This window comes from Bradyrhizobium sp. LMTR 3, from assembly GCF_001693485.1.
Lineage (GTDB): Bacteria > Pseudomonadota > Alphaproteobacteria > Rhizobiales > Xanthobacteraceae > Bradyrhizobium.
Genome location: NZ_MAXC01000053.1, coordinates 396701 through 417824 on the forward strand (window position 1 = coordinate 396701; position 21124 = coordinate 417824).

Below are 21124 nucleotides of genomic sequence, written 5' to 3' on the forward strand. Positions count from 1 at the left end.
TATCTGGGGCGTCGTCAACCGGAAGCTCCGCGGCGGGGACATTCCGAGGGGGAAACAGTCGCGAGTACCACCATGGGGACGCTGTACGATTTGCTCGGAGCGCTTCCGAGTGATGACGCCGAGGAATTGCGGAAGGCATTCCGCAAGGCCGCGAAGGCGACCCATCCCGATATCAATCCTGACAATCCCGATGCTGCGCTGAGGTTCAGGGAACTCGTGCGCGCCTATGACATCCTGACCGACACCGAGCAGCGCGCGACCTACGATCAGTTGCTAGCCATTGCGCTGCAGCCGCCTGCCACGAAGGCGATCCAGACATACGAGACCGTCCGAAAGGTCGCCTCCAATACGATGGCGGCAACGATCATTTCCGCGGTGCTGGTCGGCGGCTACACCGTGTTCGGATTGTTTTCAAAGCCGCCGGGCGCCGCCGAAATGCTGACCGACAGAACCGCCGGCGGCGCGCAGGAAGTTGCGGCCGTGCAGCCCGACGGTCCGGCGCAGGACGAACCGCGCATCCAGCGCGGTGGAGAGGTTTCAACCGGCGGAGCGGTCGCGCTCGCCTCCGCAGTACCTGCAGCCAAGGAATCGGGCGCCGTCCCCATCGGCCGCTTCGAGCCTGTCCCGGCGTTCGCCACGTACAATTTGGGCGTCCAGTACTATCCGCGCTTCGCAACCGCCTATTTCGATCGCGGCGTCGTGCTGTACCGGATAGGCGATTTCGATCGCTCGTTCGCCGACATTGCGTCGGCCAAACGTCCCACGGATTTGAAACGGACCAAAAACGCCACGGCCGTGCCGCGCAAGCCATTGACGATCGTGCCCACCCTGCCGGAAAGGTGGGAGCCGATGCCCGCGGCCGTGACGCCCTGACGGCGCGCGAAGCCGTCATGACTTTTCTGCGTCCTGCTTCTTCGGCTGCGGCGGTCCCTCGACCGGCGCCAGCGACTTCACATACTCCGCGATGGCGTCGCGATCTTCCGGCGGCAATTGCGACGTGTTCTTGATAACGCGCACCATCGATCCGCCGGCAGTGTCGCCATCCGGCGTTTGCCCGGTTTCGAGGAAGTAGGCGATATCCTTCGCGCTCCACTCGGCCAATCTCTTCTGGGTGATGTTGGGGACCCAGCCCTCTCCTTCCGGATTGGGCCCGCCTGCGAAGCGTTGCACCTCGAGGATGCCGCCGAGGAAATTGCGCGGGCTGTGACACTCGGCGCAGTGGCCCATACCGTTGACGAGGTAAGCCCCGCGTTTCCACGACGCCGAATGTGAGGCGTCGGCTACGTGATGCTTTCCGTCCATGAACAACCATTTCCACACGCCGACGTTGCGGCGGATGTTGAATGGAAACGGAACGTCGTGATCGCGTGTCTTGCCGCTCACCGGCGCAAGCGTCTTCAGGTAGGCAAAGAGGTCGCGGACGTCGTCGACGGTAGCGTTCCGGTAGGACGTATATGGAAAGGCCGGAAAATAGTGCGTGCCATCAGGCGATGTCCCCTTGAGCACCGCCGTCACGAAATCCGCCTCGCTCCAGCGGCCAATACCGTAGGTCGGATCTGACGAGATGTTGGGGACGTAGAACGTCCCGAACGGCGAAGGCATTGCTAACCCGCCACCGAGCTTCAGCCGATCGGGCTGGTTGGGAACGGCATGGCAGGAGGAACAGCCCCCTGCATTGAACGTTGCAACGCCGTTGGCAAGGTTTGGCGTGCGAGGAGGAAGCGAGGCTGAAGCAACGACCGCCGGGATCGTCAGCCACCAGAAGACACCGGCGCCGGCGACGCCAGCCAAAATCAAGCCAAGGAGAATTCGTCGCAGCATTCACTGATCCGTTGTCAGGGAGTCCACTCAACAACCAGTATGGACGCACTTTGCGCCATAGGCTTCCACGAAATTTCGAGCCTTGGTCGGCGCTTCGGGAATAAATTCGCCAACGCGTTGTTTTGAGGCTGACATCGCCGTTTTGACGTCAACAGGGAGAAACACCATGTCGAACAAGACCATGCTTGTCACGCTTGCGTTGGGGGCAGCGATTGCTTTTGCCGGACCCGCGTCTGCCGACAAGATGAAGGCAACACTCGACGGCAAGTCCCAGGTGCCGCCCAGCACCAGCGCGGCCACCGGCACCGCCGACATCGACTACGATCCCGCCAGCAAGAAGCTGAGCTGGAAGCTCTCCTATTCCGGCCTGTCCGGCCCTGCCACCGCCGCACATTTCCACGGGCCCGCGGAAGCCGGCAAGAATGCCGGTGTCGCTGTCGCCATCCCCAATGCGACGTCGAGCCCGGTCGAAGGCAGCGCAACGTTGACCGATGCGCAGGCCGCCGACCTCGTGGCCGGCAGGTACTACATCAACATTCACACCGCAGCCAATCCGGGCGGCGAAATCCGCGGCCAAGTAACGAAGTAAATCAAGTCACCAAGCAAATTTGGTGACGAAGAAGTAGGTCGGTTCGAACGCGAGTAAACAAAAACAAGAAAAAGGCTAATACAAAAGGGGCGGACGCTTCGTGGCGTCCGCCCCTTTTTGAGGTCAGAGCATGATCCGGAAAAATGTGTAGCGGTTTTCCCTCGCGACAAACGCGGAACGCGTTTGCGCGGAGATCATGCTCAGGTTAGAATGCGATCATCCCTTCTTGATCCGATATGTCTCGTGGCAGCCACTGCACTGCTTGCCGATGACAGGCAGTTCCGCCTTTAGCGTGTCGAGATTCTTGACCTTGCTTTTGGCATCGGTGACGACCTTGGCGAAGCTCTTGATTTGGGACTCGAAGCCGGCCTTGTCTGTCCAGACTTTCGGCGAGGCATCGTAATCACCCTCCAGCCTGACACCTTTCATGCTCTCGGGGAACAGCGTCGGAAGGTTCTTGGCAGTGTCATCGAACTGGGCCAGCGCGGCATTGACAGTCGACTGATCGTAGGGCTTTTCGCCCTTGACCATCGCCGATAACGCGGCTGCGTTCTTGCCATTGTCCTTCATCATGCCCTGGGTCCGCTTGACCTGGTCCTGCTGTGCAACGACCGCACCGGCACTGAATGCAAGCACGGCTGCGACGACGACGATCCGCTTCATTGGCTAAATTCCCTTCAATTCGGGTTTGTACCGGCCCCAAGATGGCGCGGACCGGTTGTTTGCCAACACCGCATGCGGCGCATCATTCCGCATGCGACAAAATATCAGAGATTATGCTGTTTCTGTGCCTCGCGGATCGCGATCCAGACCCGTTCGGCCGTGGCCGGCATGTCGATATGGTCGATCTTGTACTCGCGCCACAGGCCCTCAATGATCGCGTTGACCACCGCGGGGCAAGAGCCGATCGCGCCGGCCTCGCCTGCCCCCTTGACGCCGAGTGGATTGGTCGTGCACGGCACATTGTGCGTTTCGAAATGAAACGACGGACCGTCGGAGGCCCGCGGCACCGCATAATCCATGAAAGTGCCGGTGACGAGCTGGCCGTCGGTTGCGCTATAGACCGCGTGCTCCATCAAGGCCTGACCGATGCCCTGCATCGCCCCGCCATGCACCTGGCCTGCGAGCAGCAGCGGATTGAGCGTGACCCCGAAATCGTCGACGATGACATAGTTGACGATTCTGATGATGCCGGTGGCGGGATCGATCTCGACTTCGGCGAGATGCGTGCCGTTCGGGTAGGTGCCGTCGGCCTGCGCGAACGTCGCACTCGCATTCAGTTTCGACGGATCGACGCCCGGCCGTTTCGCGAGATCGGCGAAACTGATCGAGCGATCGGTGCCCGCGATGCGCACGACGCCATTGCTGATCTCGAGGTCGCCGGCACTGGTCTCCAGCGCTTCGGCTGCGATCTCCTTCAGCTTGTTGCTGAGCTCGCGGGTGGCGCGCTCGACACTGACACCGCCGGTCGGAATCGACGCCGAGCCGCCGGTGCCGAGCCCGGTGGCGATCTTGTCGGTGTCGCCCTGCAAGACATGGACACGCTCCGGCGGCACGCCGAACTGCTCGGCAACGAGCTGCGCATAGGCCGTCTGATGACCCTGCCCGCTCGACTGCGTGCCGATCAGGATGTTGATGTCGCCGTTGGGATCGAGCGCGACGTTGGCGGTCTCCTCGCCCATCGTGCCGCAGATCTCGACATAGCAGGACATGCCGATGCCGCGCACGAGACCTTGCTTCTTCGCCGCCTTGGCGCGCTTCGGAAATTCCTTCCAGTTGGCGACTTCCATCGCGCGCTTCATATGCGCGGTGAAGTCGCCGGAATCGTAGACCTTTCCGGTCGCGGTCTTGTAGGGCATCGCCTTCGGCGGAATGAAGTTCTTGCGCCGGATCGCGTCCGGCGTCATGCCGAGTTTGCGTGCCGCTGCATCGACCAGCCGTTCGACCACATAGGCCGCTTCGGGGCGCCCGGCGCCGCGATAGGCGTCGACCGGCACGGTATTGGTGAACACGGTGCGGACGCGGCAGTGGAAGGCCTGGATATCGTAGAGCCCGGGCAGCATGCCGGCGCCGCCATGGGGGATGTAGGGCCCAAAAGTCGAGAGATAGGCGCCCATGTCGCCCATCAGATCGACGTCCATGCCGAGGAATTTGCCGTCCTCGGCCAACGCCATCTTCGCGGTCGTGACGTTGTCGCGGCCCTGCGCGTCGCCCATGAAGTGATCGGAGCGATCGGCGGTCCATTTGATGGTCTTGCGCAGCTTGCGCGCCGCCACCGAAATCAGCGCATATTCGCGGTAGGGAAACAGTTTTGTGCCGAAGCCACCGCCGACGTCGGGGCAGATCACCCGCATCTTTTCCATCGGAATCTTCAGCACCATGCCGCACAGGATTTCGCGCAGGCGATGGCTGCCCTGGCTGCCGATGGTCAGCGTCAGGTGATCGCGCTTGGCGTCGTATTCGGCGACGGCGGCGCGCGTCTCCATGAAGTTGGTGATGACGCGCGGGTTGACGATCGATATCTCGGCGATCGCATGCGCCTTGGCAAAGGCGGCCTCAGCCGCCTTCTTGTCGCCGACCGACACGTCGAACAGCACGTTGCCGGGCTTGTCAGGCCAGACCAGCGGCGCGTCTTTCTTCACGGCGTTGACGACGCCGACCACCGACGGAAGCGGCGTCCATTTGACGTCGATCGCCTCGATCGCGTCACGGGCCTGGTCGATGGTGTCGGCGACCACGAAGGCGACGGCGTCGCCGACATGGCGCACCTCGTCCTTGGGAAGAATCGGATAGGGCGGGCCGGTGAACGGATCGACTTCCAGATTGAACAGGCACGGCAGGTCGCCGAGATCCCTGACGTCATCGGCGGTCAGGATCGCAGCCACGCCCGGCATCCCGCGGGCCTTGGTGACGTTGAGCGTGAACTTCGCGTGCGCATGCGGCGAGCGCAGCATCAGCGCGTGCAACGCCGGCTGTGGCGAATGGTCGTCGGTATAGCGGCCCTTGCCGCGAATCAGCGCGTCGTCCTCCTTGCGAAGGACGCTTTGACCGACGCCGAACTTGATGGGAGCTGCCATCGTATCTCCAATTCCCGGTTTTCGAGCAACCGCCATATTGCAGCGGTTGTCGGCTCAGCGCAAACCGCTTTCGCCCGAATAGCCACAGCGCCGGCGCAAGGAAATCGCCGCGCACCGCGACCCTTTTCGCGCCTGCACAACAAAAAAAGCCCCGGCCAATGCCGGGGCTTTGATCCTTATGGAAGGAAGATAACGCCGCAATCAATACTTCGCGACCACGGAGCGCCGAAAGTGTTGTTCAGGCCGACACGCAGAACGTGGCCATGGCAGCGTGTGTCTACGTCGGCTCGGATCGCGCTTGCTGGTGCGAGCGTGAAGGAGCCTGCCCGGAAGCTGTCGAAAATCCATCTAGAGGTATTCCCATTTGTTTACAGCCGCTTAAGGACCAGACCTCCGATCACGCAGCAGCGAGAATATCCACCCCCGGCCAAACAGCAGCATGATTGCGACCCCGTACACGAATGCACCGGTCACGATCAGCAACGCCAATGCGGTCTCATCGCGGAACGTGTGCATCTGCGCGAAATAGACGTTCGCGAATCGCGCGGTGGCCCACAGCGCGGCGCCGAGCACGACACCGGCCGCGGCGAACTTGGCGAGCGACGTCATCCAGGCGCGGTCGAGTTCGAGGTAGCCTGCCCGCACCGCGAAGACGAGCACCAGCAAAAGATTGACCCAGGCCCCAATGGCGGTGGCGAGCGCCAGGCCGATTTGCGCCAGCGCGCCCATCAGCGCGACCTTCAGCGCGACGTTGACGGCAACGCCGGTCAGCGCCGCCTTGACCGGCGTCGCGGTGTCCTGCCGGGCATAGAAGGTTGCGACCGCACTGCGGATGGTCACGAACGGGATGAGTCCGACTGCATAAGCGGCCAGCGTGGCGCCGGCGGCCACCGCATCCGCGTTCGAGAACGCGCCGCGCGCAAACATCGCGCGCATGATCACATCAGGCACGGTCAGGAAGGCGGCGACGAAGGGCACCGAAAACAACAGCGAGAATTCGAACGCCCGCCGCTGCGCGGCGGATGCACCGGTGATATCGTTCGCCGCAAGGCGCCGCGACATTTCCGGCAGCAGCACGGTGCCGATCGCGATCCCGATCACGCCGATCGGCAACTGGTTGAGACGGTCGGCATAATACAGCGCCGAAAGCGCGCCCGCCGGCAGAAAGGTCGCTATGATCGTATCGGCGAACAGCGCGATCTGCGTTCCCATCGAGCCGATGGTCGCAGGCCCCAGCGCCCGGAAGAACGCGCGCACGTCTTCGTCGAATTTGATCGCAGCGAATTTCGGCAGGATGCCGGTCTTTGCCGCATCACCCGCCAGCAGCAGGCACTCGAGGATGCCGGCGAGCAGAACGCCCCATGCGGCGGCGTAACCCGCGCCCGGAAAGAACGCCGCCAGCGCCAGCGTCGCCATCATCGACAGATTGAGGAAGATCGGCGCGGCGGCGGCGCTGGCGAAACGGTGCATCACGTTGAGCATGCCGCCGTACAGCGTCACCAGCGTGATCAGCAGCAAATACGGAAACGTGATCCGCGTCAGCGATATTGCCAGTTCGCCGCGCGCCGGGTCGTCCTTGAACCCCGGCGCGAGAATGGCGATCACCTCGGGCATGAACCACCACGCCAGGACGAGCAGGATCACCTGCACGGCGAACAGCAGCGTGAAGATGCGGTCGGCGAACAGCCGCGCCGAGGCTTCACCCTTGCCGCGCAAATGCGCATAGGCCGGCACAAAGGCGGCGTTGAAGGCACCTTCGGCGAAAATCGCGCGAAAATGATTGGGCAGCCGCAGCGCCACGAAAAACGCGTCCGCGACGGGACCTGCGCCGAGAATCGCGGCGAGCATGATATCGCGCGCGAATCCGGTCAGCCGCGAAAGCAGCGTATAACCGCCGACGGTGAAGATGCGTCCGAGCATGCGCCGCTTCTAGCGCATATTCGCAAAACGGGGAAATCAGTCCGCTGGCAGCTTAGCCATGATGTTGACCGAAACCGGTGACCACCTTGCTGATGCGGCCCTTCGGGTCGGGATCACGCCTGAAGCGCGCCGCGTACCGCCTTGATGACCCGCTCCTGCGTCGGCTCGTCGAGATAGGCATGTATCGGCAGGCTGATGACGTCGGCGGACAGGCTCTCGCACACGGGCAGTCCGCCATCCGCGACTGGGAAATTGCGATAGGCGGTCTGCTGATGCATCGATTTCGTGTAATAGATCGCGGTCGGAATCCCCTGCGCTTTGAGGTCGGCAGCAAAGCGGTCGCGGTCCGTGCCTTTGGGCAGGCGGATCGTATAACAGGCCCAGATCGAGCTGCAGCCGCTGGCAAGACGCGGCACGGTCACGACATTGCCGAGCCCCCGCGCATAGCGCTCCGCGACCACATTGCGCGCGGCGATCTCGTCCTCGAAGATTTTCAGCTTCTCGATCAGAATAGCGGCCTGCATGGTGTCGAGCCGCGCGGTGAGCCCGATACGGACATTGTCGTATTTGTCCGAGCCCTGGCCGTGGACGCGGATGCTGCGCAGCGTTTCGGCCAGCGCATCGTCGTCGGTGAAGATCGCGCCGCCGTCGCCGAAGCAGCCGAGCGGCTTTGCGGGAAAGAAGCTGGTAGTGGTCGCCAGACCGAAGGTGCCGAGCCGGCGGCCGTTGTAGGTGGCGCCAAAGCTCTGGGCGGCGTCGTTGAGCACGAACAGACCCTCGGCTTCGGCGATGGAGCCGATCGCGTCCTGGTCGGCCGGCTGTCCGAACAGGTCGACCGGAATGATGGCGCGCGGATTCAGGCCACGTTGCCGCGCCGTCGCGATGCCGCGCTTGAGCGAGCCGGGGTCGATGTTGAAGGTCACCTCATCGACATCGACGAAGACGGGCGTGGCACCGGTCAGCACCACCACCTCGCCGGTCGCGCAAAAAGTGAAGGACGGACACAGCACGGCATCGCCTGGGCCGATATTTTTCGCCATCAACACCATCAGCAGCGCGTCGGTGCCGCTGGCGCAGCTCACCACATGCTTGGCGCCGCAAAACTTTGCGAGCGCGGCTTCCAGTTCAGTGACCTCCGGTCCGTTGATGAACTGGCAGTGATCGAGCACGCGGGCAACGGCCTCATCGATCGATTTGCCGAGCCGGCGGCGCTGCGCGGCGATATCGGCGAAGGGAACGGGATCTGGACGCATGTGCTGGTTCATGGAGCCTTGCTCGGTTCTGGAAGAAATTCAGCCGGCGATACGGCGCGGTCCCTTGCGCGCGGCAGACGCCGCGGGCTTGGCGGGCTGCTCGAGGCAGCGGATCGCGATCTCGAGACTGGCGACACCCTCGTCGCCGGAAACGGCGGGCACATCGCCGGTGCGGACGGCATCGAGGAATGCGATCAGTTCGGCGCGCAGCGGTTCGTCATGACCGACGGGCAGATGCCGCATCGAGTAGCTGCCGTCGGGCTTGAAGCCGAAGCACTCGGTCACCTGCCGTGTCAAAAGATCGCCCATCACATATTTGCCGCGCGTTGCGACCGTAACGCTGCGCGCCTTGAACGGCGTCAGCCAGTTGGTGTTGATATGGGCAAGCACGCCGGAGGCGGTGCGGAATTGCAAGAGCGCGATGTCCTCGCGCTCGGCAACCGCGCTGGAAAGCTGCGGCTGCACGTCGACGATATCGGACTCGGTGAACCAGCGGATCAGGTCGATATCGTGGACGGCGAGATCGATCACGACGCCGACATTGGACATCCGCGGCGGAAACGGTCCGACGCGGGTGATGCCGATCGAAAGAATATCTTCGCCCGAGATCGCCTGCTTGATGGCGGCGACCGCCGGATTGAAGCGCTCGACATGGCCGACCATCAGCGTCACGCCGGCACTACGCGCCGCATTGACGATGTCCTGCCCTTCCTCGACCGTCGAGGCCACCGGCTTCTCGACCAGGAGGTGGATGTTGCGGGTGATGCAGGCGAGCGCAATCTCATGATGGAGATGGGTCGGCGCCGCGATCGTAATGGCATCGACGCCCTCGTCAAACAGCTCGTCGAGTTCGGCGAACGCACGGCAGCCGGCGAGCGCGGTGGCGCGCGCGCGGTGTTCGGGCAACGGATCGACAATGCCGACCAGCGTCACGCCGGGCAGACCGGCCAGCACGCGGGCATGGTTGCTGCCCATCACACCCGCGCCGACCACGCCGACGCGCAAGCCACGTTTTGCGTCGGCCTTCGCGTCGAATGCGGCCCCTTTGGAACTCATGATTTGTCGACCCCAAGCAGATTCTAGGCAGAATTGCGCCGGTAATATCCCCGGCGGTTCTCTAGCACGCCATCACAGATGTGGCGAATGCGATCGACGGTTTTCAGACACGTTTTGATTCAAAGAATTACAACCGCGGGCCCGGTAAACTACGGTCGGCTCAACTGCGCTGGTAGTCGTCCTCGATGCGGATGATGTCGTCCTCACCGAGATAACTCCCGGTCTGGACCTCGATCAGTTCGAGCTGGATTTTGCCCGGATTTTCCAGTCGGTGCACCGCGCCGATCGGGATGTAGATCGATTCGTTCTCGTGCACGGTCTTGACCAGTTCGTTGACGGTCACCTGCGCCGTTCCGCGCACCACGATCCAGTGCTCGGATCGATGATGGTGTTTCTGCAGCGACAGCCGCCCGCCCGGCTTGACGATGATGCGCTTGACCTGATGCCGGTCGCCATTGTCGACTGACTGATAGGATCCCCAGGGCCGATGCACCCTGATGTGGTCTTCCGTCACCTGCGGCGCCACTGTCTTCAGTTTCGCGACCAGCCGCTTCAGCCCGTTGGCGTCCTTCTGCCTGCTAACCAGCACGGCGTCCTGGGTTGCGACCACCACGAGGTCGTCGACGCCTTCGAGCGCGACCAGCGCGCGATCGGTCGATACGTTGCAATTGCGAGAATCCTCAAACACGGCCGCGCCGCGCGCTGCGTTGCCCTCGCCGTCCTTGCCGGATAGTTCCCACACCGCATGCCAGGAGCCGACGTCGGACCAGCCGCACGCGACCGGCACGACCGCGGCACGCGAGGTCTTCTCCATCACCGCATAGTCGATCGAGATCGATTTCGCCGATCCGAACGCGGCCTCGTCGAGCTTGACGAAGCCGAGGTCGGTGCCTGCCTTCGTCACTGCATCAGTGACGGCTTGGACGCTGTCCGCATCAACCTTGCCGTACTCATCCGACAGCACGGCGGCGCGGAACATGAAGTTGCCGCTGTTCCAGAGATAGCCTGACTTGACGTAGTCAGCCGCGGTTGCCGGATCGGGCTTCTCGACGAACTTCGCGACTGCGCGAACCTTGCCGGAAATGACTTCGCCGGGATTGATGTAGCCATATTCGGTGGCGGCGCGTTCGGGCTGCACGCCGAACGTCACGATGTGCCCGGCTTCTGCGGCAGCCAGACCTTCGCGGCAGGCGGCGAGGAAAGCAGGCGTGTCGCGCACCACGTGGTCGGCGGCGAGCGCCAGCACGATGGCATCCTTGTCGCGCGCTTGCGCGAAGGCAGCGCCGGCCGCGATCGCGGGCCCGGAATCGCGCCGCATCGGCTCGAGAAGCACGTCGGCTTCCAGTCCGATTTCCGCCAATTGCTCGAGCACCATGAAGCGATAGGCGTTGTTGGTGATGATGACGGGCCGTTCGAACAGACCAGCATCCGAAACCCGCAACAGCGTGTCCTGGAACGTCGAACGCGCGCCGAACAGGGACAGGAACTGCTTGGGATGAACCTCGCGCGAGGCCGGCCACAGCCGCGTTCCCGCCCCGCCGCACATGATCAGAGGAATAATTCGTTGGTTCATCGGCGCCTCAAATCTTATGGTAGTCGCGATACCAGGCAACGAAGTCGCGAAGCCCTTCCTCGATCGAAGTCTGCGGCCTGAAGCCGGTGTCGCGCATCAGTTCGGTTACGTCAGCAAAAGTCTCGGTGACATCTCCGGGCTGCATCGGCAACATCTCCTTGACCGCCGAACGGCCCAATTCCCGCTCTAAAACCGCTACCACATGGGTCAGCTCTTCCGGATGATTATTGCCGACATTGTAAACTTTTGCCGGCGCCCCGGCGCCCTGCCCGCCGTCGCTCGGGGCCTGGTCGACCAGTCGCAGGACGGCACGCGTCACGTCCTCGATATAGGTAAAGTCGCGTCGCATCCTGCCATGGTTGAAGAGCCTGATCGGGGTACCCTCCACGATCGCCTTGGTAAACAGGTAAACCGCCATGTCGGGCCGTCCCCATGGCCCATAGATGGTGAAGAACCGCAGGCCTGTTACCGGAAGACGGTAGAGATGGCTGTAGGAATGCGCGATCAGCTCATTGGCCTTCTTGGTGGCGGCATAGAGGCTGATCGGATGGTCGGTTTTGTCCTCCACCGAAAACGGCATTTTGGCATTGGCGCCGTAGACCGATGAGGACGAGGCATAGACCAGATGGCCGCATCCATGATGCCGGCAGCCTTCCAGCACGTTGACGAAGCCTGCGAGATTGGCATCGACATAGGCGTGCGGATGATCGATCGAATAACGCACGCCGGGCTGGGCTGCGAGATGCACCACGCTGGGAAAGCGGTGTTTGGCGAACAGGCGTTCCATTGACGCGCGATCGGCGAGACCGATCTGTTCGAACGCAAAACCCTGCTCCCCGCGCAGGATATCGAGCCGCGCCCGTTTCAGCGCCGGATCGTAATAGTCGTTGAGATTGTCGAGGCCGACCACGGCGCGGCCTTCGGCCAGCAGCCGGCGCGCAACGTGGAAGCCGATGAAACCCGCAGCTCCGGTGACCAATATGGGTTGATCCGGCATCGTATCCTTGGAAGGCGCCGCTCAATGGCTGAAATTTCTGTCGCTGGGCCTCTTTACCTGCGTTGCCGAGGCCACCGCAACACCTACCAGCTCCGCTATTGCCAGATCGGCCCGAAAACCATACCAAGGCGCCGAATTGCACCGCTTTTGCACCCTCTTCTCAAACCCGGCACGGGCGAGATGCGCCGAATCCTGCTTTCGACATTGAAGATACTGGTCTCGGCAGCGCTCTTGTATTTCTCCTTGCGCAAGGTCGACCTCGCCGACCTCGCGGCCCGCATCGACGTTTCCAGTCTGGGCTGGATCGGCGTTGCGATTGCCGTGACGTTCCTGCAGATATTCGTCGGCGTCCTGCGATGGCGCGAGATCGGGGCGGAATGCGGCGCGCCGCTGCCGACCCGGCAGGCGATGCGCTTCAACGTGATCGGGATGTTCTTCAACCAGACGCTACCGTCCTCGATCGGCGGCGATGCGGTCAGGCTATGGCTCGTCGCGCGTAACGGTGCCGGCTGGCGGGCGGCGACCTATTCCATCTTCGTCGACCGTGCCATCGGCCTGATCGCGCTAGCCGTCGTCATCGTTGCGAGCCTGCCGTGGAGCTATCGCCTGATCACCGATCCCCACGGCAGGTCGGCGCTGCTGTTCGTCGATTTCGCAGCGCTTGCCGGTGGCCTCGGATTTCTCCTGCTCGGCAGGCTGCGGTGGCCGTGGCTGAAGCGCTGGTGGGGCACCCATCACATCCACGCCTGCTCGGTGATCGCCAATCGCGTGCTGTTCAGCCGCACTCACGGCCCGAAAGTCGCGGTGCTGTCGTTGTTGGTGCACGTGCTTGCCGTCGTCATCGCCTGGTGCGTGGTGCAATCGATCGCCGCCCCCGTTGTGTTCGGCCAGATCTTCCAGCTCGTTCCGCCCGTCATGCTGATCACCATGCTGCCGATCTCGATTGCCGGCTGGGGTGTCCGCGAAGCCACCATGGGGCTGGCGTTCGGGTATGCCGGCCTGATGGCCAACGAGGGCGTCAACATCTCCCTGCTCTATGGCGCGGTATCCTTCATCGTCGGCGCGATCGGCGGCCTGGTCTGGATTTTCAGCGCGGAGAAAGCCGCGCAGGGCGTGACGCCGATCGAAGTTCCCAAATAATTTTCGAACAACTTGCCACGCGGGTAGAATGGCCAATTCGCAACTATTGCTGTCGTTTGCCGCAGTAGTGCCGGCTGCGCTGTTGTCGGCCGTCCTGACATGGGCGATCCGGCCGCTGATGGTGCGGATAGCGCTGGCAAAACCGAATGCGCGCTCCTCCCATCGGGTTCCGACACCGCAGGGCGCGGGCGTGGCGGTGATCGCGGCCACGCTGATTGCGGCGGCTGCGGTCATCGCGCTTGCCGACACAGTGGAGATGAGAATTCCCGTCGCCGCGTTCGGCGCGACGCTGTTCATCGCAGCCGTCGGCTTCGCCGATGACGTCAACTCGATTCCTGTGGTGCCGCGGCTATTGCTGCAGGGACTGGCCGTCGCGGCGGTGATCTTGATTGCCCCCGACAGCTTGCGGATCGTTCCCGCCTGCCCGCTCTGGCTTGAGCGCGGCCTCCTGATCCTCGCAGGCCTGTGGTTCGTGAACCTCGTCAATTTCATGGACGGGCTGGACCTGATGACGGTCGCCGAAATCGTGCCCATCACCGGCGCACTCGTTCTGCTCGGTTGGCTCGGCGGACTTCCGGCATCGACGACGGTGGTCGCCGCAGCGCTGTTCGGCGCGATGCTCGGCTTCGCGCCCTTCAACCGGCCGGTAGCAAAAATCTTTCTCGGGGACGTCGGCAGCCTGCCGATCGGCCTGTTGGCCGGCTGGTGTCTCCTGCAGCTCGCCTGGCACCAGCAGGTGGCAGCGGCGCTGCTGTTGCCGCTCTATTACCTCGCCGATGCGACCGTCACGCTGCTGCGGCGCGTCGCGCGGCGCGAGCCGTTCTGGGCCGCTCATCGCACCCACTTCTATCAGCGCGCCACCGACAACGGCTTTTCGGTATCGCGCGTGGTGAGCGAAGTGTTCGCGCTCAACCTCGTGCTGGCCGCATTGGCAATCGGCTCGGCCATGACCTCGTCGGCCGCGATCGCGAGCCTGCTTCTCGTTGCCGGAGGCATCGCGACGGCGCTGTTGATGCACCGGTTCTCGCGTCGTTAGCCGTCTCCCGGCTACTGCCTCCCCAAATGCGACCCTTCGCGCGCGATCCGGCGCTGCACAAATCCCGGACATTCCGATCACGCTTGTCCAAACTTCTCGAATACGTTGATTTTCGCTGCTGTCGGCGTGCTCGTGGGCGGCCTACTTAACCAAAGTGACGGGCACGGTTGTGAGATGTACGACTTTGGTGGCCACCGAACCCATCACCAAGTTACCAATTGCGCCCATGCCGCGGGTTCCCATGACAATCCCATCGCAATTGAGCTCATCCGCTCGCTTGATGATCATTGGCGCCGTGTCGCCGATAAGGATATCGCTTGTGTATGACACGTCTGCCGCCCTTGCTGCCTCGATTGCCGGCCTCAGGATATCCTCGCTGTGCTTTCTTTGTAATTCCTCCATCTTTTCTTTCGACACGTAGACTTGGATCTCTCCGTATATCACCGGCTCAGGATGTACGGTCAGAAGGTGCAACTCGACCGGCCCGATCTCTTTGGCGAACTTCAATGCGTACGCCAACGCGCGCGAGGCATTTGCAGATCCATCGACCGGAATGAGGAGTTTGTGCATAATAGTGTTTCCTCCTGATCTGCATTCAGGCGGCCCGCCCTCCGATTGTTTGCTCAGTGGGAGAGGAACACTGGGAGAATGGGCGCCGCCAACACAGATCTGGTTGCACCGCCAAAAACGATTTGCCTTACCCTCGAATGTCCATAGCCACCCATGACCAGGAGGTCGGCATCGAGGCGCAAGGCGGCCTTCATGATCTGTTCGCCGATCGGCGTCCCGTCGAAGCGAACCTCACCATAGCGCGCCCTGACGTCGTGTGCCTTGAGATGCCGCACTAGATCATGTCCGCTTGAAAGGCGCTCCAACGGCTTTTCCTCCGTGACGCTAACAACTTCAACGATGGTCGCCTGACGAAGAATAGGAATGGCATCATGCACGGCCCGTGTCGCCGGGCGGCTTCCATCCCAAGCAACAAAGACAATATCCGGCGATTTGGACAAGGGCCGATCCAACGGAAGCACGATCAGCGGCCGCCCGGAGCCGAACAGAACCTCTTCGACGATCGGCACCTGAAATCCACCAAATCTCTCGACCGAAGGCAGGATGGAGCAGTCATAAAGGCGGGCAAGGTCGGTCACAGTTCCCGGAATCTCTGCATGCACGCCAGTCTTGAAAAGCGTGTCGTGAGGCACTCCATGCCGCTCGGCGGCTTCCTGAAAAATTGAGCCGGTACGAAGAGTCGCTTCGTGAAGCTCGCCTCGCTTCTTGGTCAAGAGCTCAAACGCCCTCTTTCTCTCGGCATCGAGGAGGGCATTGTCGAATTCTGTAAAATCGATGACATCGGCCTCAACGACAAGGCCGACCAGCCGTGCCTTAAGCGACGATGCCAGATTTGCGGCGTAGTCACACATACGAGGAGCCAATTCGCCGGTGCCCGTGTATACGAGGATCTCTCGGTACGACATCTAGAACCTCCCCTTACGGGCTTATACGGGCTTGCATTGTATTGATGTTAGATGGGGCCGTGGTGCGAAGTTTTGCGCTATGTCAAGGAAGGCGGGCGAGTATTAGCTAATTGTGCGGCGGCGCGTCGCGTGACGTGAGCAAGGCCGCCTTTCCGGTGCGCGAGCCGGCAATGTCAGGAGCTCTCTGACATTATGCGCGGGATGACCGATGTCAAAGCGCACTGTCGAACGGATGAGAAATCCCATCAGAGAAGCTTGTTCGTGCCGGAGAATATCGTATGCGTGACGCGAACACGCCTATTGTGCATCATGCCGTCCCGGTGCAGGCCACGTTCGCCGCACTCGACGCCACGTCAAAAGGCCTGAGCCAGGACGAGGCTGACCGGCGCCTGCGGCAGTTTGGCTCCAATCGCTTACCCGATGCCCCGAGACGGAGTCCCATCCTCCGGTTCCTGGCGCATTTCCACAATGTGCTGATCTATGTGCTTCTCGGCGCTACGGTCATTACTGCGGGGCTCGGGCACTTCATCGATACTGGTGTTATTCTTGCGGTTGTGATCGTCAACGCGGTCATCGGCTTTATCCAGGAAGGCCGCGCGGAACAGGCTATGGAAGCCATCCGCCAGATGCTGGCCCCGCGCACCTCCGTGCTGCGCGACGGCCATCGCCGAAGCCTGGATAGCGCGCTGGTTGTTCCCGGCGACATCGTACTTCTGGAGCCCGGCGAGAAGGTGCCCGCCGACCTGCGTTTGATCCAGGCGGACGGGCTCCGGATCGAGGAAGCGATTCTGACCGGCGAATCCGTGCCGGTCGATAAAGCAGCGGAGCCGGTTGCGGCAGCCGCAGCACTCGGCGACCGGTCGTGCATGGCCTTCAGCGGCACGCTGGTGGTAGGCGGCGCCGGGCATGGTGTGGTGGTTGCCACCGGCGCAGCATCGGAAATCGGACGGATCAGCGGAATGCTCTCCAGAGTAGAGACGCTAACCACGCCGCTCATCGGTCAAATGGATGGCTTCGCCCGCTGGCTCACGATTCTTATCCTCCTGATCGCAGCGGTGCTGCTCATCTTCGGTTATTTCGTTGAGCATCATCAATTCTCCGACCTATTCATGGTCGTCGTGGGTCTTTCGGTGGCGGCGATTCCAGAGGGATTGCCCGCCGTGTTGACCATCACGCTCGCGATCGGTGTGCGGGCCATGGCTCGGCGGAACGCCATCGTCCGTCGTTTGCCGGCGATTGAGACGCTGGGATCGGTCTCGGTGATCTGCACCGACAAGACAGGCACGCTAACGCGTAACGAGATGATGGTCGCCTCGGTCGCCACCGGTCGCGACGTCTTCTCGGTAGATGGTGACGGCTATGCCCCCACAGGCGACATACGATTGGACGACGCGATCATCAACCCGAACGACCACGGCATCCTGGATGAATTCGCTCGGGCTGCGGCTCTGTGCAACGATGCAGCAATTCGCGAGCGCGATGGCGCATGGACGGTCGAAGGCGATCCCATGGAGGGCGCCTTGCTGGCGCTGTCCTGGAAGCTTCAGCGTAATGGGCCGGCCGAACCCTCCAGATGGGCGAGGACGGATGTCATCCCGTTCGACGCCCGGCATCGCTACATGGCGACCCTCCATCACGACCATGAAGGCCGCGCGTTCGTTCATGTCAAAGGCGCCCCGGAGCAGGTCATCGGGATGTGTTCCACACAACGCAATGCGCCGGGCAGCGCCGAACCACTCGATGATGTCTATTGGAACAAAACTGCCGACAGCATCGCCGGCAAGGGCCAGCGCGTGCTGGCCTTTGCGACACGGCCTGTGCGGCCGGAACATACGGTGCTGGAAGCGGCCGATCTTCAAGGCCAGCTTGTTCTGATTGGGCTTGTCGGTTTGATCGATCCGCCGCGCCCTGAAGCTGTCGCGGCTGTAGCCGAATGTCATGGTGCGGGCATCCGTGTGAAAATGATCACCGGCGACCACGCCGGCACGGCTGCCGCGATTGGGCGGCAAATCGGACTGCAGAATCCTGACGAAGTCTTGACCGGAACCGACCTGGACGAAATGAATGACGCAATCTTGGCCGCCGCCGCGCTTGATATCGACATCTTTGCCCGCACCAGTCCCGAGCATAAGCTCCGCCTGGTGACAGCGCTCCAGTCCCGCGGCCTAACGGTCGCCATGACCGGCGATGGGGTAAACGATGCGCCGGCGCTGAAACGGGCCGATGCAGGGATCGCGATGGGCCGCAAGGGCAGCGAAGCGGCCAAGGAAGCATCGGAGCTTGTGCTCGCAGACGATAATTTTGCATCGATCGTAGCGGCGGTGCGCGAAGGACGCACGGTCTACGACAACATAAAGAAGGTAATCAGTTGGACGCTCCCGACGAATGCAGGCGAGGCCTTGACAATTGTTGTTGCGCTTCTCTTCGGTATGGCGTTGCCAGTGACGGCTGTGCAAATCCTCTGGATAAATCTGATCACCGGCATCACGCTCGGTATTGCATTGGCCTTTGAGCCGACGGAGGCACACACCATGCGCCGTCCGCCTCGTCCCCGGAACGAGCCGCTTCTCGATGTAAGCTTAGCCTGGCACATCGTTTTCGTTTCCGTGCTGTTCCTGGGAGGCGTATTCGGCGTCTATGCCTACGCAATCGACAAGGGGTATTCGTCGGATCTCGCGCGTAGCATGGCGCTAAACACACTGGCCGTGCTGGAAATCTTCCACCTCTTCTTCATCCGCAACATCTACGGAACTTCGCTGACTTGGCAAGCCGTACGCGGCACTAAGGTCGTTTGGGGCACCGTGATCGTCATTACGGCCGCACAATTCGCTGTCACGTATCTACCTCCCTTGCAGCAAGTGTTAGGAACGCAGTCCGTCCCGTTGTTCGACGGAGTTCTCGTTGTGGCCGTTGGTGTGGTATTCTTTGCCATCATCGAGACCGAAAAGCAGCTACGCTTGGCTTTCGTACGAAAAGATGCGTGACGATTGACGGTCAGAATTCGATATCATGACAAGGTCCCGCGGCAGCATGGGCGAGATCCCTGACCAGTGTTTCGTCGCCCGGCGCTGGCCGCAGAATACGGCGGAAGTGCGCGGATGTTACTTTGTGGCTAGACTTAATTCGGCCTGTTTTGCGAAAGTTCGCGGATGAGGCCGCAATAGTTGGCCATGGCGATGTCAAAATCAAAGCGCCTGGAGATTTCAGCCGCGCGTTCGGCCCGCTGTGGGTCGTCGGCCCGGGCGGCGCGACTGACCGTTTTCGCCAGTTCGCCGGCGTTGCCGGGCTCGACCACCCAGCCGACATCGTGCTCGATGACCGTCAGCGCCGCCTCGGCGTCCGCTTCGGAAACCATGATCACGGGACGGCCGATCGCCAGCAGATTGTAGAATCGGCTGGGCACCGACACGCCGGCGACGTTCCTGCGGTAGGGAATGATCCAGACGTCCGCCGCCGAAAGAAACGCCTCTAGCTGCTCCTCCTCGACGCGATCGACCAGGGTAACGTTCGGGAGCTTTGCCTCAGCCTGCATGGCCTTCAACTGGTCGAACCCGATCCCCCAGCCCGACAGCAGGAAGTGTATATCCTTGTCGTCGCGCAGCAGGCGCGCCGCTTCGAACACGATGACGGGATCGTGGGTAAAGCCGAGATTGCCGGACAGTCCGACGACGAAGCGGGCGGAAAGCGACCGGCGGTACGGATTGCCCGGGTCGATCGCGCGAACGCCGCGCGCAAGTGTCGCCCAGTTCGGAATGAAGCGGATCTTGTCACTTGTCATTCCGCGATAGCGCAGCAGCAGCTTCTCGGTGTCGCGGCCGATGATGACGACGGCATCGAGCGCGCGAAACATCGGCGCGTTCAAGGCGCGCATCGCTTTCGCTACGATCGACTGCGGCCTCAACAGGCCAGCCATGACGAGGACGTCGGGATAGAGATCGTGCATGATCAGCGCCGATCTCGCGCCTTTCAATTTGGCCGCGGCGGCAAAAGCGTAAGGCAGCATGAAGGGGGCCGGCACGGTCAGCGTGACGTCACCGCGCCGCAACCTCGCCAGCAGCACGAAAAACATCCGGACCGTGAACAGCAATTCGGCCACGGCGCGCCTTCCCAGCGCGCCCTTGCCCGGCATCCAGTTCTTGACCTCGACGACCTCAGGCTTGCCCGCTTGCGCCGATATCGCGGAGCCCGCCGTTCCCGACAGCACCAGCACCTCGGCCTCCTGCGCCGCGCGGTCGGAAATCGCGGCCATGATCGCCGCCGTCGTGCTCGGATCGGGCGGATAATGCTGGCTGACGACGACGACTTTTCCGGGCTTCTGCATCATGGCTTCCGAAGGGACACGAATGGCCGCGGGGACCGACCGGGCGAGGCAGCAAAATCAGGCGGCGTTCGATCCGAATTCCGGCACCGCATCCTTGAGCACCGCGCGGATGGTGGAGCGGTCATCCCGCGCGATCGCATCCTCCAGCGCCGCAAGCCATTTTCGCAAGGTCTGCATCGGCGGCTCATTCGGCTTCGCCGCCATGATGCCGGCGACCCCGATCTCGACCGGCGGCTCCTCGGTGGCGAACAGGATCTCGTTCAGCCGCTCGCCCGGCCGCATGCCGGTGAACACTACCTCGACGTCGACGCCCGGTTCGAGGCCGGACAGGCGGATCATCCGCTCTGCAAGCTCCACGATCTTGACCGGCTGTCCCATGTTGAGAACATAGACGGAGACGTCGGGCCGCGCCGGCGTCAGCGCGTGCGTGGCTGCGGTCAGCACGAGGTCGCAGGCTTCGCGGATCGTCATGAAGTACCGGACCATGTCCGGATGCGTCACCGTAACAGGACCGCCGGCCTCGATCTGCGCCTTGAACTTCGGCACCACCGATCCGTTCGAGGCCAGCACGTTGCCGAACCGCACCGAGATCAGCCTCATGTGCGGCTTGCCCTCCGACTGGGTCATCAGGTCGCGGTCGAACGCCTGGCAATACATTTCGGCGAAGCGCTTGGTCAGTCCCAGCATCGAGACCGGCTCGATCGCCTTGTCGGTCGAGATCATCACCATGGCTTCGGCGCCCGCCGCCTGCGCGGCGTCGGCGACGTTGACCGAACCGAAGATGTTGGTCTTGACGCCCTCGCTCCAATCGCGCTCGAGGATCGGCACGTGCTTCAGCGCTGCGGCATGGAACACGATATCGGGCT

17 protein-coding genes are annotated in these 21124 nt (G+C 62.4%); 5 read left to right on the plus strand and 12 right to left on the minus strand.

Annotated features, from left to right (window positions below; all coding sequences use genetic code 11):
- Nucleotides 1–72 precede the first annotated feature (72 nt).
- Complete coding sequence (locus tag LMTR3_RS34095; protein ID WP_065749309.1) at nt 73–873, plus strand: J domain-containing protein; 801 nt, start codon at nt 73–75, stop codon at nt 871–873.
- Nucleotides 874–888: 15 nt separating this feature from the next.
- Here LMTR3_RS34095 and LMTR3_RS34100 read toward each other — a convergent pair whose 3' ends face one another.
- The gene (locus tag LMTR3_RS34100) at nt 889–1821 is read right to left on the minus strand and encodes a c-type cytochrome (RefSeq protein WP_065749310.1); all 933 of its coding nucleotides are present in this window, start codon (nt 1819–1821) and stop codon (nt 889–891) included.
- Between the two features lie 166 nt (nt 1822–1987).
- Here LMTR3_RS34100 and LMTR3_RS34105 point away from each other — a divergent pair, with 166 nt between their 5' ends.
- A complete protein-coding gene (locus tag LMTR3_RS34105; RefSeq protein ID WP_065749311.1) occupies nt 1988–2410 on the plus strand; it encodes a CHRD domain-containing protein in 423 nt (140 codons plus the stop codon).
- A gap of 216 nt (nt 2411–2626) precedes the next feature.
- Here LMTR3_RS34105 and LMTR3_RS34110 read toward each other — a convergent pair whose 3' ends face one another.
- From LMTR3_RS34110 to LMTR3_RS34140, 7 genes are all read right to left on the minus strand, one after another.
- Entirely contained in the window at nt 2627–3073 is a 447-nt protein-coding gene (locus LMTR3_RS34110) for a c-type cytochrome (protein ID WP_065749312.1), read from the minus strand.
- Between the two features lie 104 nt (nt 3074–3177).
- Nucleotides 3178–5487: a xanthine dehydrogenase family protein molybdopterin-binding subunit gene (locus LMTR3_RS34115; protein ID WP_065749313.1), complete on the minus strand. Its 2310-nt coding sequence runs from the start codon at nt 5485–5487 to the stop codon at nt 3178–3180.
- 378 nt (nt 5488–5865) lie between these two features.
- The gene (gene murJ, locus LMTR3_RS34120) at nt 5866–7407 is read right to left on the minus strand and encodes a murein biosynthesis integral membrane protein MurJ (RefSeq protein ID WP_065749314.1); all 1542 of its coding nucleotides are present in this window, start codon (nt 7405–7407) and stop codon (nt 5866–5868) included.
- 113 nt (nt 7408–7520) lie between these two features.
- The gene (locus LMTR3_RS34125; RefSeq protein ID WP_065749315.1) at nt 7521–8672 is read right to left on the minus strand and encodes a DegT/DnrJ/EryC1/StrS family aminotransferase; all 1152 of its coding nucleotides are present in this window, start codon (nt 8670–8672) and stop codon (nt 7521–7523) included.
- Between the two features lie 27 nt (nt 8673–8699).
- Nucleotides 8700–9716 (minus strand): Gfo/Idh/MocA family protein, encoded by a 1017-nt coding sequence (locus tag LMTR3_RS34130; RefSeq protein WP_065749316.1) that lies wholly within the window; start codon nt 9714–9716, stop codon nt 8700–8702.
- A gap of 160 nt (nt 9717–9876) precedes the next feature.
- Nucleotides 9877–11289, minus strand: coding sequence for a mannose-1-phosphate guanylyltransferase/mannose-6-phosphate isomerase (locus tag LMTR3_RS34135; protein ID WP_065749317.1), 1413 nt, complete (start codon nt 11287–11289; stop codon nt 9877–9879).
- Nucleotides 11290–11296: 7 nt separating this feature from the next.
- A complete protein-coding gene (locus LMTR3_RS34140; protein WP_065749318.1) occupies nt 11297–12286 on the minus strand; it encodes an NAD-dependent epimerase in 990 nt (329 codons plus the stop codon).
- 180 nt (nt 12287–12466) lie between these two features.
- On the opposite strand from LMTR3_RS34140, the gene LMTR3_RS34145 reads away from it, so the two are divergent.
- Together LMTR3_RS34145 and LMTR3_RS34150 are read left to right on the plus strand one after the other, a co-directional pair.
- Nucleotides 12467–13426, plus strand: coding sequence for a lysylphosphatidylglycerol synthase transmembrane domain-containing protein (locus tag LMTR3_RS34145; protein WP_065749319.1), 960 nt, complete (start codon nt 12467–12469; stop codon nt 13424–13426).
- A gap of 28 nt (nt 13427–13454) precedes the next feature.
- On the plus strand, nt 13455–14462 hold the full coding sequence (locus LMTR3_RS34150) for an MraY family glycosyltransferase (RefSeq protein ID WP_065749320.1): 1008 nt from the start codon (nt 13455–13457) through the stop codon (nt 14460–14462).
- Between the two features lie 141 nt (nt 14463–14603).
- Here the strand turns inward: LMTR3_RS34150 and LMTR3_RS34155 are convergent, their stop codons facing one another.
- Nucleotides 14604–15032: a universal stress protein gene (locus LMTR3_RS34155; RefSeq protein WP_065749321.1), complete on the minus strand. Its 429-nt coding sequence runs from the start codon at nt 15030–15032 to the stop codon at nt 14604–14606.
- 53 nt (nt 15033–15085) lie between these two features.
- Nucleotides 15086–15937: a universal stress protein gene (locus tag LMTR3_RS34160; RefSeq protein WP_065749322.1), complete on the minus strand. Its 852-nt coding sequence runs from the start codon at nt 15935–15937 to the stop codon at nt 15086–15088.
- Nucleotides 15938–16215: 278 nt separating this feature from the next.
- On the opposite strand from LMTR3_RS34160, the gene LMTR3_RS34165 reads away from it, so the two are divergent.
- Nucleotides 16216–18921, plus strand: coding sequence for an HAD-IC family P-type ATPase (locus LMTR3_RS34165; RefSeq protein WP_065749323.1), 2706 nt, complete (start codon nt 16216–16218; stop codon nt 18919–18921).
- Nucleotides 18922–19055: 134 nt separating this feature from the next.
- Here LMTR3_RS34165 and LMTR3_RS34170 read toward each other — a convergent pair whose 3' ends face one another.
- Both LMTR3_RS34170 and LMTR3_RS34175 read right to left on the minus strand, forming a co-directional pair.
- On the minus strand, nt 19056–20258 hold the full coding sequence (locus LMTR3_RS34170; protein ID WP_065749362.1) for a glycosyltransferase family 4 protein: 1203 nt from the start codon (nt 20256–20258) through the stop codon (nt 19056–19058).
- A gap of 57 nt (nt 20259–20315) precedes the next feature.
- A partial coding sequence (locus tag LMTR3_RS34175; protein ID WP_141686942.1) for a polysaccharide biosynthesis protein occupies nt 20316–21124 on the minus strand: 809 nt, incomplete at its 5' end.

Bases quoted from the DNA above. Each gene is read 5' to 3' on its own strand.
- LMTR3_RS34095 (WP_065749309.1), top strand. From the start codon at position 73: ATGGGGACGCTGTACGATTTGCTCGGAGCGCTTCCGAGTGATGACGCC.
- LMTR3_RS34100 (WP_065749310.1), bottom strand. From the start codon at position 1,821: ATGCTGCGACGAATTCTCCTTGGCTTGATTTTGGCTGGCGTCGCCGGC.
- LMTR3_RS34105 (WP_065749311.1), top strand. From the start codon at position 1,988: ATGTCGAACAAGACCATGCTTGTCACGCTTGCGTTGGGGGCAGCGATT.
- LMTR3_RS34110 (WP_065749312.1), bottom strand. From the start codon at position 3,073: ATGAAGCGGATCGTCGTCGTCGCAGCCGTGCTTGCATTCAGTGCCGGT.
- LMTR3_RS34115 (WP_065749313.1), bottom strand. From the start codon at position 5,487: ATGGCAGCTCCCATCAAGTTCGGCGTCGGTCAAAGCGTCCTTCGCAAG.
- murJ (WP_065749314.1), bottom strand. From the start codon at position 7,407: ATGCTCGGACGCATCTTCACCGTCGGCGGTTATACGCTGCTTTCGCGG.
- LMTR3_RS34125 (WP_065749315.1), bottom strand. From the start codon at position 8,672: ATGAACCAGCACATGCGTCCAGATCCCGTTCCCTTCGCCGATATCGCC.
- LMTR3_RS34130 (WP_065749316.1), bottom strand. From the start codon at position 9,716: ATGAGTTCCAAAGGGGCCGCATTCGACGCGAAGGCCGACGCAAAACGT.
- LMTR3_RS34135 (WP_065749317.1), bottom strand. From the start codon at position 11,289: ATGAACCAACGAATTATTCCTCTGATCATGTGCGGCGGGGCGGGAACG.
- LMTR3_RS34140 (WP_065749318.1), bottom strand. From the start codon at position 12,286: ATGCCGGATCAACCCATATTGGTCACCGGAGCTGCGGGTTTCATCGGC.
- LMTR3_RS34145 (WP_065749319.1), top strand. From the start codon at position 12,467: ATGCGCCGAATCCTGCTTTCGACATTGAAGATACTGGTCTCGGCAGCG.
- LMTR3_RS34150 (WP_065749320.1), top strand. From the start codon at position 13,455: ATGGCCAATTCGCAACTATTGCTGTCGTTTGCCGCAGTAGTGCCGGCT.
- LMTR3_RS34155 (WP_065749321.1), bottom strand. From the start codon at position 15,032: ATGCACAAACTCCTCATTCCGGTCGATGGATCTGCAAATGCCTCGCGC.
- LMTR3_RS34160 (WP_065749322.1), bottom strand. From the start codon at position 15,937: ATGTCGTACCGAGAGATCCTCGTATACACGGGCACCGGCGAATTGGCT.
- LMTR3_RS34165 (WP_065749323.1), top strand. From the start codon at position 16,216: ATGCGTGACGCGAACACGCCTATTGTGCATCATGCCGTCCCGGTGCAG.
- LMTR3_RS34170 (WP_065749362.1), bottom strand. From the start codon at position 20,258: ATGCAGAAGCCCGGAAAAGTCGTCGTCGTCAGCCAGCATTATCCGCCC.